Source organism: Vallitalea guaymasensis (assembly GCF_018141425.1).
Classification (GTDB): Bacteria; Bacillota; Clostridia; order Lachnospirales; family Vallitaleaceae; genus Vallitalea; species Vallitalea guaymasensis.
In genome coordinates this window covers 2,945,517-2,964,685 of the sequence record NZ_CP058561.1, presented here as the reverse complement: position 1 = coordinate 2,964,685, position 19,169 = coordinate 2,945,517, and the positions used below count along the sequence as shown (strand labels likewise).

14 protein-coding genes are annotated in these 19,169 nt (G+C 32.5%); all 14 read right to left on the bottom strand.

Going from position 1 to position 19,169, the window contains the following annotated elements; genetic code table 11:
• Window positions 1-55: 55 nt before the first annotated feature.
• Window positions 56-3,541, bottom strand: a complete 3,486-nt coding sequence (locus HYG85_RS13060) for a transglutaminase domain-containing protein (protein ID WP_212690024.1) — start codon at window positions 3,539-3,541, stop codon at window positions 56-58.
• Window positions 3,542-3,549: 8 nt separating this feature from the next.
• A complete protein-coding gene (locus tag HYG85_RS13055; protein ID WP_212690023.1) occupies window positions 3,550-4,836 on the bottom strand; it encodes an alpha-L-fucosidase in 1,287 nt (428 codons plus the stop codon).
• On the bottom strand, window positions 4,836-5,885 hold the full coding sequence (locus HYG85_RS13050) for a glycoside hydrolase family 18 protein (protein ID WP_244971192.1): 1,050 nt from the start codon (window positions 5,883-5,885) through the stop codon (window positions 4,836-4,838). Before HYG85_RS13050 ends, HYG85_RS13055 begins: the two co-directional genes overlap by 1 nt.
• 17 nt (window positions 5,886-5,902) lie before the next feature.
• A complete protein-coding gene (locus tag HYG85_RS13045) occupies window positions 5,903-7,285 on the bottom strand; it encodes an alpha-L-fucosidase (protein WP_212690022.1) in 1,383 nt (460 codons plus the stop codon).
• Between the two features lie 71 nt (window positions 7,286-7,356).
• Window positions 7,357-8,982 (bottom strand): type 2 periplasmic-binding domain-containing protein, encoded by a 1,626-nt coding sequence (locus HYG85_RS13040; protein WP_212690021.1) that lies wholly within the window; start codon window positions 8,980-8,982, stop codon window positions 7,357-7,359.
• 68 nt (window positions 8,983-9,050) lie between these two features.
• On the bottom strand, window positions 9,051-9,953 hold the full coding sequence (locus tag HYG85_RS13035) for a carbohydrate ABC transporter permease (RefSeq protein WP_113673354.1): 903 nt from the start codon (window positions 9,951-9,953) through the stop codon (window positions 9,051-9,053).
• 13 nt (window positions 9,954-9,966) lie between these two features.
• Entirely contained in the window at window positions 9,967-10,914 is a 948-nt protein-coding gene (locus HYG85_RS13030) for an ABC transporter permease (protein WP_244971191.1), read from the bottom strand.
• A gap of 434 nt (window positions 10,915-11,348) precedes the next feature.
• Window positions 11,349-13,112, bottom strand: a complete 1,764-nt coding sequence (locus HYG85_RS13025; RefSeq protein WP_212690020.1) for an ABC transporter ATP-binding protein — start codon at window positions 13,110-13,112, stop codon at window positions 11,349-11,351.
• Complete coding sequence (locus tag HYG85_RS13020) at window positions 13,109-14,908, bottom strand: ABC transporter ATP-binding protein (protein ID WP_212690019.1); 1,800 nt, start codon at window positions 14,906-14,908, stop codon at window positions 13,109-13,111. Before HYG85_RS13020 ends, HYG85_RS13025 begins: the two co-directional genes overlap by 4 nt.
• Window positions 14,909-14,912: 4 nt before the next feature.
• Window positions 14,913-15,752 (bottom strand): nucleotidyltransferase family protein, encoded by an 840-nt coding sequence (locus HYG85_RS13015; RefSeq protein ID WP_212690018.1) that lies wholly within the window; start codon window positions 15,750-15,752, stop codon window positions 14,913-14,915.
• A 469-nt stretch (window positions 15,753-16,221) separates the two neighbouring features.
• On the bottom strand, window positions 16,222-17,049 hold the full coding sequence (locus HYG85_RS13010; RefSeq protein WP_212690017.1) for an alpha/beta fold hydrolase: 828 nt from the start codon (window positions 17,047-17,049) through the stop codon (window positions 16,222-16,224).
• A gap of 110 nt (window positions 17,050-17,159) precedes the next feature.
• Window positions 17,160-17,606 (bottom strand): Fur family transcriptional regulator, encoded by a 447-nt coding sequence (locus tag HYG85_RS13005; protein ID WP_212690016.1) that lies wholly within the window; start codon window positions 17,604-17,606, stop codon window positions 17,160-17,162.
• 171 nt (window positions 17,607-17,777) lie between these two features.
• Entirely contained in the window at window positions 17,778-18,227 is a 450-nt protein-coding gene (locus tag HYG85_RS13000) for a MarR family winged helix-turn-helix transcriptional regulator (protein ID WP_212690015.1), read from the bottom strand.
• Between the two features lie 75 nt (window positions 18,228-18,302).
• Window positions 18,303-19,166, bottom strand: coding sequence for an AraC family transcriptional regulator (locus HYG85_RS12995; protein WP_212690014.1), 864 nt, complete (start codon window positions 19,164-19,166; stop codon window positions 18,303-18,305).
• Window positions 19,167-19,169: the final 3 nt, after the last annotated feature.

Sequence of the window (19,169 nt, the reverse complement as noted above, 5' to 3'; positions counted from 1 at the left end):
TATAACATTTAAGGAAACTCATGGCAATAAGTTAAGTATAAATTAGCTAACAAATCTAATCGTTAATGCTTTCTATAAGTAACTGCCCGATACCTACTTGATAACCACACCATCCAAAGATTCCTTGTCTATCTTCTGCAATCATGGCTAAAGGTAATCGACAGTCTTTCATATTGAATCCTTCATATATATCATCTAAACTAAAACTTGATTCAATTAGAACTTTTAGTGATGATACTTCTTTACAAGCCTTCATCAAGGTTGGATCGTTGAATTCTTCTACATGTTGAATCAATAGGATAACCTCTTTGGATAATTGTCCATATGCTTCTTTTAATTCAATTATCTCGTTAAGCAGATGCTCTGTAGGCTCCGCTCCCGGTTTAATCCAGCAAACAATCCTTTTTGTGTCTATAAATTCATATAAATTACATTGTTCATTGTTCTTAGAGATCAGAGAATAATCTTTTACTGCTACTTGTTTCTTTTCATTATTACCTTTATCTAGAATCAATGGTACCGTTGTGGACTGATCTTTTATAATCTGGCAATTAACAACACGAACCCTGTTAGATTCATCATGTTGTCTATTAGCTGTAATGACTCGATAATATCCTTCTTCTAGGGTATATTCTACTTTATTATCTTCCCAAGGTATTTCATCTAATTCTAAGGTTTTATAATATCCATTTTCAAAACGTGATACTGTATAGTTTTTATAGTATTCCACATGACTATTATCACGTGTTAATATTAGCTTACTAACCTCTTTGGAATCTACATTTTCATCTTCGTAGATGAATTGCCATTGCCTATTTTTATAATAAGCTAATTTTCCATCAGTCTTTTCAATCTTTGCCGGAATACCTAATGAACGTAATACAGCAACGAAGAAAATGTTATGAGATATTTTATTACCGCCTCTTACCTTTAGCATTCCTGTAGGAGAGGTGTTCAGATTGGAGTATTCCTTATCCTTTATTAGGTATAGATTAGATTCCATCCATCTTTTTAATTCCAATGGTTCTTCTCTAAAACATTTCTTCTGTTCCTCTGTAAAGAATGCAAGAATCTCTTTCCTATACAATCTTATTTTTTCTATCCATATCCTTGGATTCATAATATATTCAACAAAAATATCTTCTTCCCAATCATCTCTATATTTTATTGAATATGCAAAATGCTCTTCCAAATCCAATGCTAATATATCCGATAAGTCTTTTTGTGGTAAAGCTTTTAACAGTTTTACTTTCAGATATAGCTCATCTTGGGAACTATCATCTAAGAAAGTTAGAATCTCTTTATGATTTCCCCTAGCTTTTACTAAGCACTCAGAAATTTCTTCATTAAGTAGTAAAAATCTCTTTGCTTCTTCTTTACTAGTGGTTTCATTGAAGAATGTTTCTTCAAATGCTTTTCTCTGCTCTACAGCCTTATCATTTCTTCTTTTCTGCTCTTGCATTTCTTCTTCTGCATAGGGTTGTTCTTCTTCTATACCACCTTTTGGTGGAATCATAATCCAGTTTTCTATATCTGAGGCCATAGGTATTTCATCTTTTAGGGTCAGAACCTTATGTTCTTCATGGGAAACATCCATTTTACTATAGGTAAAAGAGTTTCCTTTATATACATAGATCATTAGATCCCCTAGACCTGTTACAAAAGATACATTACCCTTAGCATCAGTTTTTAATTGAGCAATAGGATAAAACTCACAATAATTGACTACCTCAAATCGAACTATTGCATCTTGTACGGGACAATTGTTTTCATCCTTGATTGAAACAGTTATTTTCTTAGTCTCAGCATAATGAGATAAAACATTAATTTCAGTCATGCGGTCCGTTTGTTTTGTAATTACTTCGTCTGAGCAACGGTTTGAAAGTACACGGCTGTGAATAAGCATTGCTTTTGATGCAGGTAATCTGAACCAGCCATGATTCAACTGTACCTCTGGTTCACAAGCTCCCAAGAAACGCCATCCTTTCTCTGTATATACTTCCACCCAAGCATGATTATCATCACAATGGCTCCACCTTGGGGTATAACATTGTCTTGCAGGTATCCCAACACTTCTAAGAGCTGCTACCACAAAAGTTGATTCTTCTCCGCATCGACCAAAAGCATTCTTAATCACTGTAAAAGGAGAACCAGTTCGTGAATTAGTTGACTGATAAGTGGCTTTTTCAAAACACCAATAATTGACTTCAATAGCTGCCTCTTCCATGGTCAATCCCTTAATCCTCGGTGCTAATTCTTCATAAAATACTGAGCTGTAGAATTCCAAATCCTCATTGTTTACTCTAAAATGGAGTACATAATTCAAGAAATCATTATGATCAATTATATCTCCCCAAGGCATATTTTCTTTTACCCATAGGCTATGACGGACAAATTGCAAGAATAGCTTTGGGTCATAATCAGCAATATCGGATAAAGGCATGAACTCATAGAGAAACTTCATACACTCTTGTTCTGACTCACTCATCTCCTGCATCAATGAATAAGGAACTTTTCTTAGTTTCTTTTCATATTCTTCTTGTTCCAATACACTTGTTTTTCCCTCTTGATAAATTACTACTTGCTTACTTCCATCTTTTGTTAAGCAAGAGATTTCAAAGCTTCTACTAGAAATTTCAATCCTTGGACATATAGAAGTTTCCATTTCCATATCTAAAGCAGTGATATCTGTAGTAAAGCTGCCATATCTATCATAATATCTGTGCTCATAATAATAATATTTTCTTAATTCCCATTTTAAGTATTCCACCTCAGGAAGATCATAGTTTTCACCTTTGTCAGTAAAAAAGACGAATCCCCATAACTCTGGATAATGGATATTTACTAAGCCAGTTGGTGACCATACCCAATTTTCTTCGGGACGGTCTTTCTTAACGTATTTTCCATCAACAGCATCTACATGCCATTGAACTCTGGAGAAATTAACTCTGTAATAATCACCTACTTGTGGCTTTTGTGATTTTGGTGCCATTTCTTTCAAAGAATCAAAAGGAATTACAACTTCCACCATCCAATATTTATTATCTGGATTGATTTCATTTATTTTGCCTTTAATCTTGACAGCTGACTGAAGCCCTTTGATATCCCACCCATTAAGAGGTCTTCCTCCCGTATCACGATAAGGTTTTGTTAAAAACAAATCCCACACTGTATTAAAAGCATTCATCTCAAATTCAAAATAACCATGGGTGTCTGAATCTGGATCTATGAAGATTTCAAAATCGTTATCGTGAAATATAACACAGTCTCTTTCAGTTAAAGTTGCCCATATTTCTTCTCCATGGAGAATTCCACCAAAATAAAAATTCTCATCATCCCATAACATCTTGACTTGTGTATCCATGTAAGGTTTGGGTTTACTGTCTCCTTCAATATCTACAAATAGACTAGTGAATGGAGCATCCTCCCAAAATTCTTTATGTAGATTTCCATCAAGAACAAAAGGTTTTGTTGCTCGCTTACAATAATATACCGGTGGATTGAAATCAATCTTAGGTATTGGTACTCTTAATGAATTCATTTTTCCTCCTAGTTATGTGTTACAACAGCACCACTGCCGCCATACATCTCTATTTTACCTTCAACTTCTATCTTCAATACAGTTACATTTTCATGACAATCTTCTGGTGTTAAATCAAACCATATGGTTCCAGGTATATTAAACCAAGGTACACCACCATGAATTTCATAGTTCAACTCTTTTCCTGAATGTAATACAGTAGCCTTCTTAACCTTATTGCATAATCCTTTCAAGCATACATTCTCTTTTGGATTATCATATACAAACAGATAAAGGGTTTCTTCATCATGAGACATTGTAGAGCCTCCTAGATAATAACGAGTCATTATACCTTCTTTTGTACCGTATATTGCCTCCTCATTATCTCTAATCCAATCACCAATGCCTATTAGAAGTTCTTCTTCTTCTGGTACAATGCTTCCATCTTCTTTTGGACCAATATCCAATAGCATATTTCCACCCATTGTTATACAATCGCAAAACATACGAATCAACTGATTCAAGGATTTGTAATGATTATCATCAGGAACATAACCCCAAGAACTGTTTATTGTTGTACAGAATTCCCAAGGACCTTCAGGCCTTGTAATCGGAAGTCCTTGTTCAGGTGTCTTATAGTCACCATATCCTTGTAATCTTGAATTTATTATCAACTTATCATTGAATGATTTTAAGTAATCCTTGAAATCAGGTAAGCGCCACATTTTTGCACTACGTTCCCAATCTCCATCAAACCATAACAAATCTACTTTTCCATAGTTGCTTAGAACTTCTTTTAACTGATTGTTATTAAATTCCAAAAATCTTTCCCACGCTTCAAAATCCTGTTTTCCATCTGCTGGATAGGAATATCCATTAACCTCCGAGAGATCTTCTGGAACTTTTCCATCTTCAAAAACACTGGCATAATCGGGATGAGACCAATCAATTAGAGAATAGTACATACCACATCTTATACCTCTCTTCTTAATGGCTTCTGCATATTCTTTAATAATATCCCTTTTGGCTGGAGTACTTTTCACCACATTCAAATCACTGTACTGAGAATCAAAAAGTGCTACTCCATCATGATGTTTTGTTGTTAACACCGCATATTTTGCTCCTGATTTTGCAATAATATCAGCCCAGTGGTCAGCGTCAAATTTTGATGCAGTGAAACCATCCAGTTGTTTCATATATTTATCATATGGAACACGGTTATGATAAAATGACCATGATTCTGCAACGCCATCTACCGCATATATTCCATAATGAATAAAAATTCCTAATCTGGCTTCTTCAAACCATTTTTCCATTAGCTTTCTCCTCCATTATTAATACTTATCTTTTTTCTTTCTTGGTCAATAAAGCTTAATAGTGTACCACTACGATCTGTTCCGTATTCCCAATACATCAATCCATATAATCCTTGTTTCTGAATATAATCAATTTTATGGAATAGAGAATCTTGATCTTCATAACTGATAAAACAATCTCCATTAAATAAATAAGGTGCTTTTGCCTCTTTATCCCAATATCTAACAAATCCATTCTTATCAATGTAACCTTCCAATAGATCATGAAAACTTGGTCCATAGCCTCCTGTGGTTTTCGCCATCTGCATGAAGCCATGTTGAACATCAGGAACCCCTTCCCACATTCTTGAATAAAAAGCAGCACCGACTACCAATTTATTGGCTGGCACACCTGCTTTTATATATTTCCTTACAGCTTTATCAGCACTTGCTCTTGATAGATCTTCTTGGTAACTATACAAATTAGCATGATGTCCTGTAACAACTGTAAATCCTCCACGAAGGTCATAAGTCATCAATTGAACATAATCAAGATAAGGGTGAATCTTATCCATTTCAGTACATTTAATAAAATACTCATCCCCTGCTGCTGCAATAGTCAACAAGGCATCTTCCATACCTCTTTCATCTAAGTACAAACGAAATTCTTTTATCAAATGTGTAAAATTCTCTTTATCTTCTTTGGCTGCATCTATTCCAGCAACACTGATACATGGATATTCCCAATCTATATCAATTCCATCAAGTCCTGCTTCTTCTATCAGATCAATGGCTGATTTAATTAATATCTTTCTGCTTTCCACTGTTTTTGATGCTATAGAGAATCCTCCTGCACCCCATCCTCCAATGGATAGTACAAAACAAATGTCAGGATTGATAGCTCTTGCTTTTTCAAGGTATGGAATATACGAAAGAATATCACAAACAACTTTTCCTTCAGAGATTTTTGCAAATGCTAAATTAATTACTTCAGATTTTTTTATATCTTCTTCTTTGAATCTTTTTAGGTCTTTTATTGATACGTAACCAATTAAATTTATGTGGGTCATAAGGGGCTCCTTTTTCTCTATATTAAACTAAAAACTCTTGCGTATGGTGCTTCATCTGAGTGATGTTCTGGTACGTGTACCATATATCCATTATCTTTTTTGTCAAATTCAAGCACTTCATTTGTTTTGAGGCATTTGATTTCTTTAACTTTTCCTTCATAAGGTATGAAAACTTCTGTTGTAACAACATCTGTCTCATTGTTGAATCCTTGAATAGCATATACTGTATCATCTTTTTTAGTGAAAGCTATACCATCTTTTTTATAAGGCTCGCACACTCTAGTACCATAAATTGCGTCTCCATAAATCTTTAGCCACTGTCCTAGTCCTTTTAATGAACTAATGGCTTCTTGTGGCAAACGTCCATCTGGTTGTGGTGGAACATTGATTGCTAAGTTTCCACCTTTTACAACTATATCAATAAGTAGATTTACAACTTCTCTTGGATCCTTATAATTATCTTCATAAGAATATGCAAAGGAATTGCCTAAAGTTATACAGCTTTCCCATGGAATACTTAGTGGCTTATCTGGTACACATTGTTCTGGAGTTACATAATTTTCATAAGCTCCGCCAACAGTTCTATCAGCACATAACATTCCTGGCTGGAACTTTCTTATTTTGTCAATTACTTCACCTAATCGTATATCCTGATTATTTTCCTTACAAACCCATCCAGCATCAAACCACATGATATCTATTTTTCCATACTTGGTTCCTAATTCCATAATTTGATTTTGGGTAAACTGTACAAATCGTTCCCACTCTTCTGGATAATCAGATGGATTATAGGATGGTCCTCTATTCTGATAACTTCCTTTTTCAAATTTTGTACTCCAATAACTATCTATATGCCAATCCGCTTTTGAGAAATATGTAGCTATACCAATTCCTTTTCTACGGAAAGCTTCGAAAAGATGAGCACATACATCTGCATATCTATGGGTATGGAAAGGACAGTCTTCATTGGTTATTTTATAATCAGAGTAACTAGTATCCCACATGCAGAATCCATCGTGGTGTTTTGTTGTGAAGATAAAGTATCTCATACCTGCTTCTTTGGCAATTTCAGCCCATTTTTCTGGTTGGAAACGTATAGGGTTGAAGGTTTTATTCATTTCAAAATACTGTTTCTTGAACTCTTCTCCTGTTACTTCCCAATCAACACAATTTCTTGACCATTCTGCATCAGCATCACTTAATGCCCAAGATTCTACTATCCCAATCTGAGAATAGACTCCCCAATGCATCATCAGCGCTAATTTCTGATCTTGAAACCATTCAAGTTTGGCAAGTACTTTTGGGTCTGTTGGTACTACATAATGTTCTTCGGTACTATAATTATGGACACCTTCTTCAACCATGTCCTCTATTTCTTCTAATTGATCTAATTCTGACATATTATCCTCCATTGCTATATATTCTAATAAAGATGGTTATGACTTACATCATAGCCATCTTACATAAGTATTTATTTATTTTTGTTGAGTGCATTCAAACGCATTTCAATATATTCATTAAGGTTAAGTTTCTCTAATTGCTTTATGTAGTTATCCCAATCTTCATCAACATTCGCCTGTCCAGCAATCCATTGAGCAGTTTTTTCTTTGATATAATCAGAAATAACTGTCTGAAGATCAGATAATCTTGAACTTTCTTCTGCAGTTGCCCAATAAGGTGGTATAGTATGGGAAACTAGATTTGGTTCATACATTTTATCAACATTCTCTTTTTCCTTGAAGATAGGATTTTTCTCAACAAACTCAAAATCAGTAGGTATGTATCTTGGTAAAGATTGTGGATATAAGTTTACCCAGCTATATGTATCTTTTTCTTCTTCTGTCAACTTGCTGTTGTCTGTGTAATAATTATCTCCATCCTTGAATACTACTTTGTTCAAAGGACCTCCGTTAGTCTGAATAGAATTTTCTAATTCAAACATATTATCCCACCATCTTACAATAACCTCTGGATCTTTTGCATTATCAGTAATAACTACTTGGTTCTTAAGTACTGTTGTTCCATAACTGTCACGGAACCAAAGAGGTTTGTCAGTAAACTCACTGCTCAATACAGGAAGTGGTACCCAATCTGGCATTTCTCCTGCTTCAAAAGGCATGATATCACCGCTTCCATACATCATGGCAACACCATAGATGTCAGTACTTCCTTTTGCTTTCCATTGAGCCTGGTCAATAGTAAACATTTCTGGGTCTAGTAAGCCTTCACCATATAAATCTCTCATGTATTTAATCATATTTTTGTATGCATCACTGTTGGCACCAAATGTCAACTCTCCATCTACCATAGTGAATCCATAGTCATTTACAGGCATTCCAAACCATCCTGCGTAATAACCTAGTTTCTTGTTTACTGGATCAAATGAGAATGGTATTTCATCGTTAGGGTCACCATTTCCATTAGCATCATTTTCTTTGAATGCTCTTAATACATCTCTTAATTCTTCTGTTGTAGTTGGTACTTCAAGTCCTAGATTTTCTAACCAACGTGTATTGATATAAGGGTTGAAATCTACCTTTGGTGCTGCTAATACGTATGGTACAGAATAAATATGACCATCTGGTGCTGTCATTATTTCACGAACTCCTTCAAGTTCAAGGACTTTTTGGATATTTGGTGCAAATTTTTCAAAGTATCCTTCAAGTGGTATAAATGTTCCCATTTCCACACCAAATCTCAAGATATCAGTTGCAGACATTATCCATCCACCAATACAATCTGCATAATCTCCTGAATTAAGTGATAAGCTGTATTTTTCTTTTGCTACTTCGTAAGGGAAAAGCTGAACATCTACATTAACTCCTGTTTGTTCTTCTAGTACAGGCATTAGATAGAATTCATCTGTTGTTTTATTTCCATCTGTAAAGATTGAAAAGGAATACTCTTCTTCTGGGTCTACAATAGGTAACCCTTCTTTGTACATCAATCCATTGATCTTTCCATCATCGTCTACAGTTGTATTAATCTCCTCTGTTTTCCCCGTTGATTTACTCCCTTTGTTACCACAACCTGATAATATGATTGTAAGACTCATTACAAAAACTAACATAAGTGTAATTACTTTTTTGTTTCTCATATAAAACTTCCTCCTTTAATTAGCATATATAACCAAGTCTTGCTAAAGACTTAAGTTCATATTCTTAGCTATCCTTTTATAGAACCAATCATGACACCTTTAACAAAATGTTTTTGTACTAATGGATACATAATCAATACTGGTAAACTTGAAACTATTATCAATGAGTATTTCATCAATTCCATTAATTGTCGCCTTTGTTCTAGCGCCTCTTGCTGAGCTGCTGTTGTAACTGTTTGGGACAAATGGCTTTGGTTTTGAACTAAAATTGATCTTAGTACAAGCTGTAATGGAAACTTTGATTCTGTTTTCATATATAATAATGAGGAAAAATATGAATTCCAATGTCCTACCCCATAATAAAGCACCATAATGGCGATAATCGCTTTTGATAAGGGTAATGCAATCTTGAAAAAGAATTTTGTCTCTGCGCATCCATCAATGGCTGCAGCATCATACAACTCCTCTGAAATATTCATCTTAAAGAATGTTCTTGCCACAATCATGTTATAAACACCCAATGCTCCTGGCAAAATCAAAGCAAACATAGAATCTAATAAGTGTAGATTTTTTACTACTAAATATGTAGGAATCATTCCCCCGTTAACAAACATGGTGATTACATAGAATAAAGTAACTATTTTCTTTCCCCCGAATCTATTTCTTGACAAAGCATATGCTGTTGGCAATGTCAAAGTCAGATTCAACATAACACCACAAAATGTATAGAATAAAGAATTTACAAATCCTGTAACAACTTGGGCATTCTTGAAAACTTCCATATATCCATCAAATGTCAGGCCCACAGGGAATAGAAATACTTTACCACTAGAAACCGCTTCTGGATTACTTATGGATGAAATAATTATAAAGTACAACGGATATGCTACTATAGCAAAGATTATAGTAAGTATCACAAAGATGATTCCGTCATATATTTTGTCTTGTTTTGAACGTTTTTTTCTCCTCAATTTTAATCTCTCCTTACCACAAACTAATACCAGATAGTTTTTTAGATATTTTATTTACTACAATCAATAGAACTGCATTTATTGCTGAGTTAAACAACCCAATTGCAGAAGAATAGGAGATATTATTATCAATAAGACCTACTTTATACACGTATGTAGAGATTACTTGAGATACACTTAAGTTCAAATCATTCTGCAATAAGAAAACTTTTTCAAAACCTACGGATAAGATACTTCCACAACTAAGAATCAATAAAATTGTTGCTGTGGGTATGATACTTGGAAAATCAATATACCTGACAATCTGAAACTTAGTCGCTCCATCAACGATTGCCGCTTCATGCAACTCTGGACTGACTGACGACAACGCTGCGAAATATATTACTGAACTCCAGCCCATTCCTTGCCAAACACCCGACCATACGTAAATATGCCTCCAATAACTTTTTTCAGCCATGAAATTTATACTGTTTCCCCCAAAAAATTCAATGACATTATTAATGATACCCACACTAGGCGATAAGAAAAGTAACAACATACCACACATAACTACTGTTGAAATAAAATTTGGTGCATATGTAACTGTTTGAATTACCTTACGATACTTTTTGTGTCGAAAAGAATTCAGTATCAACGCTAAGATAATTGGTATAGGAAATCCTGCTATCAACGAATACAGGCTAAGAACAAATGTATTCTTTATTGTTGTAAAAAAATAAGGTGAATCAAAAAATCTTGTAAAGTGCTGTAACCCTACCCAAGGACTCCCAAAAAAACCTAACTTAGGATTGAAATTTCTAAATGCTATCTGAACTCCGTATAAAGGGATATAACTAAAAATAAAGGTAATAATGATTCCCGGAAGTACAAATAACCATAACGGATAATCTTTTTTAAACTGCTTCACGAATTTCTTTTTTTTATTTTTTCCCTGCGATTGCTTCATAACCCTTGTGCTCATAAATTATCACCTAATCCTTTTCATAATACTTATCATGTTAACAAATATAAGTATTGTTACTTAACAACTGCTAACTTATGTTTATTAATTTACCATTATTAGGTGGTTTTGTCAATAACATTTTTATGTTTTATGTTTTTATTTAGGTTAATTTGACTATAATATAGTATTTTTAATTATGTTTTAGTATACTTTAGATAAAAAGTTTTATTATTAGTTGCTAATTGTTTCCAGCATTAAATTAGTTAACTATAGTTAATTTTAATTAATTTATCAAGTATATACCTTATTTCTGCTTTTAGATATGTAAAAATTCTATTAAGTTATTAATTTTTTATTTATTATGGATATGAAACAGAAAAAATCCCTTAGGATTAATGAATTGAATATAGTAATTCATTTAATCCTAAGGGATTTAACATTTTGCTGACATGTTATTCAGTGTACCATTCAGCTTGGACCTGATACATATGACTATACTTTCCATGGGCATTCATGAGTTGTTCAAAAGATCCATCTTCTACAATACGTCCTTGATTCATAACAATAATACGGTCACAAGCTCTTGTGGAACCTAATCGATGACTAACTAAAATACCAATACGATTTTTCTCGTTCATAATATTTTTGTATTCTTCATAGAGTGCTGCTTCCATCTTGGGATCCAGATTGGAATTAGGTTCATCCAACACTATCATACTACCTTTACTATAGAATCCTCTCGCTACAGCTAACCGTTGCCACTGTCCACCTGACAAATGGGTAGCATTATCTAATAGTGTACCTATTGGTGTATCATATTGTTTTTTTAAGTCTTTAACAAAAGTATGCGCCCCTGATTTTCTTGCAGCTGCTATAATAGCTTTTTTTCTTTCCTTATCTTTCAGAGAACCAAATCTTATATTTTCTCTAGGCGTTAATTGATAGTTAACATAATCTTGAAAAACAGCCCCTACATCTTCATATAAAAGATTCAAGTTCTCTATCTTATGTCCATTAACTAAAATCTCTCCTTCTGTGGGTTGATAAATCCCTAACAGTATTTTACTAATAGTAGATTTGCCGCTACCATTTTCTCCTACAATACCCATAGTTTCGTCGGTATGTAAAATCAGATTAATATCACTCAGACTATTTTCTTGTTGATGAGGATAACGAAATCCTACATGTCGAAGTTCAATACTCTTTACTTTGCTATACTTATACCTTGGTACTTCTGATTTTCTTTTATAAATCATCTCCCAAAAATCTTCACCATAGAAAGTGGCTTGATAGATGTTTTTACTATTAAATGCAAAACCAATGATATCGTCTTGGGCTGTTGTAATTCCTCTAATTACAATCGCTAATACACCCAAGGAAAATCGGCTTGTTTGAGATAAAAGAATAATAGCCCATCCTATAGATAAAACATTCCCTGCAGTTAACCATATAGCCTCTAACAATCCCCCTCTACATGAATGCCTTACAAAATATCGTGTTCTCTCTTGCACATTGTCTTTAGTTAATTTTAAATACCGACTCAGGAAATGAGAACGGAGTTGAAAAACCATTAATTCCAACAAACTATCTTTTTTTGTCAATGTACCTAAATAATAATCCGCCAGTTGATTATTAGGGTATTGCTTTTTATACATTTCATGCATTTTTTTGTCTTGTTTCAATCTAATAAATATAATAGGTATAGCTGTTAAAGTTGCTATAACAGGAAAGACCCAACTGTATCGGGCTAATAGTATTGATATGGACACAACACTAATAATACTGGATATGTATACTTGAATAGATATGAGACTTGTCTCAAAATGATTGTTGATAAAATCAAATGCTCGACCTATTTTCATCTGAGTTTCATTGATTTCTTGCTGAATGACAGGTATTTTATTAACAGATTCAATTAAATCTTTTTGCATACGTATCTTCATCTTGGAAACAAGGTTATTACGTACATAAGGTATTAATATAAAACATATTTTCCATAGTAGCAAACATACTAACAGCATAATCATATAGAGTATCAATTCTTTTCTTTGACCAGACAAAGAACCTAAACCATTAACTATTTGTCCAACAATCCATATCTGCAATACTGAAAGAATTCCAAGAAGGATACTGGCTAGAATCATACTACCCATAGCAAAACCATTATTATTAAAGCAATATTTTATCAATCGACCTAGAATCCATCTTTTTTTCATGAACTTTCACCTTCTTTACTGCTATAACTTGTATACCACTTTGCTTGTGATTCATATAACTGAGCATATACGCCTTTGTTTTGTATTAGATCTTTGTGACGTCCCACTTCAACCAGTTTACCTTTTTCAAAAACTATAATCTTATCAGCCTTAGTAGCCATTCCTACACGATGGGATACTATAATCTTTATACTTCTGGAATCCATGTTCATAAATTTATTCATAATCTCTGCTTCCATTAGAGGGTCCAACGATGCGGTAGGCTCATCCATGATAAATACATCTGCTGGTTTCGTTTGTCCTCGAGCTATAGCTATTTTTTGCCATTGCCCTCCAGATACTTCAATACCTTTTGGACGCAAATGAGTTAGCAAAGTATTATACCCTTTAGGTAGGGAAGACACCCAGTCATGTATACCAGCTTCCTTAGCACAAGATATCATATCTTCTGTAGGCTTAGCTTCTTCTCCTAAAGTCATTTTAATATTTTGAGCAATGGTAAAAGGATATTTATTATAGTGTTGAAAAATAGTTGATATACGTTTAAAATAAGTATTACGATTTAGAGTATCAACTGATTGATGATTACATAGTACTTTTCCTCCTTGGCAAGGATACAGCCCTAATAACATCTTGATGAAAGTTGTTTTTCCAGCCCCATTTTCACCTACAATAACAATAGTCTCACCTGCATTCAATGTTACATTAACATCGTCTAAAGCCCTAATAGAACTTCCTTTATAGGTAAAGCTTACATGATCAAATGTAAAGCTTGTAATAGGTTCTTTCAAATCACAAGGATGTTGTATATCTTCATGTTCTTCCAAGAAATCATACACCACATCATCATCTAACACCTGTCCCCTAATAGCTATACAGTCTCCAATAAAAGCGTTTACCCCATTCTGAATAGCCGTTAAAGCCACTGATAAACTTAAGAAACCAGCACCATCTATAGAAGGAGTTAGCAGTAGTAAAACAAGAGCTATCATATAACCTGCTATATTACTTATATCTCCCAAAAAATTGAGTCTAAGGCTTTTATAACGAAAGAGAGCATATTTTTTATGTATATCATAAGATATATTTTCCCATCGGGTAGTAAATAACCCTTTTAAACCAAATAGGTGTCTTTCTTTTACACTCTGAGATTTAGTTAACAATTCTTTATAGTATTCTTGTAATCGTTGATCTGAAGTAACTTGAAGGTCAAGTTCATGCTGTTTTTTACGTATTTTATAAGATAAAAGAAATTGAGGCAAACAGCCTACCATGATTATAAAAGCTAGATAAAAACTTCCTTGAAATCCTATCATCAGAGATGTCATTATAATAACAGATTTCAATATCTGCAAAGCAGTCTTGTAGAGATTGGGTAGTTGATTAGCAAATTTATAGACAGCTTTCAACTTAGTCTGAAATGCAGAGCTTTCTACATACTCATAAGAAAGTTTACTTGTTTTTTCCACAATAAGACAGTCTACCTTCGTTTTTATTTGATAAGATAATACTGATGCCAAAGGCATCTGTCCCAATAGCAGAAGCCTATCCATCAAAATGGCTATAGCTAGCATTATAATCCCATATATAATACTAGTATCCATAACAGCAGCGTTATTACAAATAATTTTATCACCTTCCGTAATAATGGTAGACAGAGCTGTTACATGTACATATGGTATCATTCCTGAAAGTATATAAAACAATAAAGATATCGCAAATAAGACTTTGGTATTTTTGATAATGAAGAGAATATTGTGATACAGTTTGGTTATAAATTTTTTGGTAGTATTCATAGAATCACCTACACTTTGGCGCTAGATGAAATTTATTTTCATCATATAATTTTTGACAAATTGGGTTAGCTGAATTTATTGACCCAAAACTAGATAAAGCTATTGTTCTACAACTTCCTTTGCAAATATTCTTAACCAAACAATTACCACATACACCTTCTAATTTATCAGGTATCAATGTTCTAATTTCTTTTAATGTATCACTATTTTTCCATACATCAACAATATCATCATGAAATAGATTCCCAAATATCAAATCACTTGTTCTATTTGCTTCCGCACATAATCCTAAGTCTCCACTAGGAAGTAGTTTAGTTTGATTAAGTACAAATATATCTTCAGAATCTTTATATACATACGCTATCAATACCAGGAACGTATAATCTACATTTAATGTAGGTATCAATACATTATTAATTTCATTAACTTTTATATTTTTAAAGCAATCCTCAATAAAACTTTTATCAAATATACCATTTAGAAGTTGTTTCAATTCAACTTCAATAGTTTTATCTTGATTAAGAAATGTAATTTCATGTTGAACAATATCACTAAAACCTACAGAAACACTCTTTGAGTTTCCGTTTCTATCTGTTGTGAATATATAATCATTATTTAGTAATAAATCTATAGCATCACTCATACTTTCTCTTCTAACTACTATATCAATATCTCTACTTTCTCTCATCGATATACCATTATATATAATTTTATCTAAAGCGATACCTTTAATAATAAAAAATTGAATATTATTAGCTTGAAATAATTTAACTACAAATTCAACATGTTGTAATATATGTAATTTTAATTTATACTCTTTATCTTGCTTTATCTTTAATAGCAACTTGTATTTATTCTCACCTATATAAGGGAGAATAAAATCCCCTAAATATAATGTTATTCTTTGCTCAATAATATTCTTGACTAACTCATAGGAATCCAAATCTGTTTTTTTATCTACTATCTCATGATTATTACTATTGATTAAACTATATATAAATTTTTGTTCTTTTGTTATATTTTTTATTATTTTAACCTCCCTTATATAACAACAATTTAATTATACTACTATTTATAATATATAATTTTATTGAAATATAAAATGGATTCAAACGACTTTTCTTGCATTATAACGTTTTTTCATAAAAAAAGCGAAATTTCTTCAAACATAAGAAATTTCGCTTTTTTTGCATTAAGACTTGTCAAAGCTAGTTAACTATATTATTTAACTTTTTTGGAAGAATAGAACCATTATTATAATAGGTAACATTGTCACCATACTGGCTGCAGATATAGTTCCAAATGGGATGAACTCATCTATTTGATACATTGTATCCTATTACATTTAATATCTGTAAAAAAGCTTTTGAAATGGAACTAATATGTACCTTATCTCCATTTATATGTATCTCTTCAAAGCTACAATTTTGCAAGTAATTAGTCATTTCCTTGGCTGCTTCATATGGTACCATCTCGTCATTAACAGCATGATGTAAAAATATTGGCTGCTTAATCTCTGATAAACACATTCCCCAATTCTCTATTTGTAGTTTGCATTCTTGAGATATACCAAAACAATCTTGTTTCAGATTTTCATCTATTGTCTTTTCAATATAATCATCTTCATCCTTTTTTAGGTATTTTTTAAAATCATTTAATTGTTCTTTATAATATTCCTGTATTTCATTCATTGGTTTGGTCATAAAGCTTTTATAAGCCTCTTGGTTCGAAGTATCATAGTGTTTCAGTACAGAATCTTTATAAGCTGAAGGAACTCCTCCCAATATATATACTTTTTCGACTATCTCTTCAAGAGCACTAGCAGTTGCATATGCATATGGAGCCCCAGCAGAACAACCCACTAAATCAACTTTAGATAGTTTTAATTGCTTAGCTATTTGTTTTGCTATCGGAATCCATTGAGATACATTTTTCATCTTAATTTTAGAAGAATTCCCATAGCCTGACCTTTCAATAGCAATTAAAGTAATATTTTTGGCTTCTATTTCCTTTTTCCAATCTTTACTTATATACGAACCTCCTACAAGCCCATGAAAAAAAAGTACTACTTTTTTGCCCTTACCATAGGTCATATAACTAATCTTATTCCCATCATCCAACATAATATATTGTTTATTCACCCTATAACCTTCTTTCTATAGCATATATTTTAAATTTAATAATGATAATCATTTTCAATCATTATTATACTATAGAAACAGTAGGTATTGTCAAGTAATTAATCCACTCGTCATTTAGAATTATTCATACACTCCTTGCAATATCCATAAATTTCTAAACGTTGATACTCAACTTTAAATCCCTTTTCTACGAATATTTGATTATTAAAATTATCTCCCACTAATCCAAAAACCTCTTCTATCCTTCCACATTTTTTGCAAATCAAGTGATGATGAGCATTTTTATTTCCCTCAAAAATCTCATATTCAGCAATACCATTACCAAAGTTATGTTTAATTACAGCACCTATTTTATGTAAGATATCCATAGTCCTATAGATTGTTGAAATTGATAAAATAACATTGTTTTCTTTTGCCAATCTCTGAATCTCTTCAACCGATACATGTTTGTTCCCATTATCATTTAATATTTTTAGAATTTCTTTTCTCTGGTATGTCAACCTCTTATGATTTCTATTCATCAAATTAATCATTGTGTCATCTAATTTTGAATCCATTAAACCCCATCCTCCTTTCTTCATCAACCCCCGTTAATGGTAATCTTCTCCTTTTACACATTTTCTAGCTTTGAATATGATATTTATTACTATTTATAATCGTTATATCTTATATAATAAATGATTGTTTAGTATGTATACGTTAAGGAAAAAAAATTTATAAGTACAATTCTATATATGTCTTTCGGCCATTTCACTTGTTTTTTCTATGAATTCTAACACCATTTCTAATGAGCTGTCATCTAATCCTTTTAAATATGAAAAAATGTCTTTATCATATTTATTATGATATTCTTCATGGTTTGAGTATGCTTTCTTACCTTCATCAGTCAACCTAACTAATAGTTTAGCATTATTAGTTTCATCAGTATATTTTTCTACTAACCCCTTTCTTTCTAATTTTTTCAGAGCCTGGGAAATGGCTCCTTTTGTAACTCCAAATTTCCTCCCTATTTCAGAAACATGTAGATCAGCATAATCTCCAATCAATTTTATAATATGTATCTCACTTCTATATATGAGTACATCTGTTCCATAGTTGAGAGGTGTTTTTCCTGCATTAGCTATTTTTTCAGTCATCATCATAAATTTCTCGATTGCTATATTTATTTTTTTATCCATATCAAAAGTGTATACCAACTAAACGGTTTTGTCAATCTATAATAATTATGTTTTTTGTATTATTGACTATTCCCTTTATTTAACAGGAATATAAATATCCATCTCTGATTTTTCATTATCCCGTCCCAAAAATCGTTGATCATATAATTCAAAGCTCCCTCTTTCATCAAGAACTTCTTTTGTAAGCAAAATCCAAGTTCCCCAAATATATTCATAGGTTTTAAGAATTTCACTAAGCAACCCTCTATGGGTAAATACCGCATATTTTCCTGAAGGAATTGTTTTAGCTACAATACCATCTGGGAGATTATCATAGCTGTTAACTTCTATACCTATAACTTCTGAAAAATCCATATGGTAGTTTATTGTATGGGATTCCTGCAGCTGCTCACATATTCCAAATGTTCGTTTTGAAATATGTTTATTAGGTATTGTATCAGCGACTTTATCAAACTCCTGCCACAAAGAATAAATATTATTTATTGAGGATACTCCTTGGATACCTGCTACATGTATATCCTCAATATATTTGATTTCTGGCTGAACAGTAATATTTGTTGTTATGTGTTTCAACAAATCAATGCTAATTTCTTTCTTGTTACCGATGAAAACCTCTAATCGGTTATTGCGATATTCTTTAGGACTTACTGAATAAACGGATTTGAACGCTCTACTAAACGCCTCTGATGAGTCAAACCCATTCTCTAATGCGATATCAATAATTTTCTTATCGCTGTATAACAATTGATTTGCCCCATTAGAAAGTCGTCGTTTTTTTATATAGTTTCCTATGTTCTCTCCTAGCACAACTTGAAAAATACGAGTAAGGTGATAATAGGAATATCCCACTTCCTTAGCAACATCATTAACATTGATATTCTCAGATAGATGATTTTCAATATATATAATTGCCCGTTCTAATATGTCTAGATATTCCATACT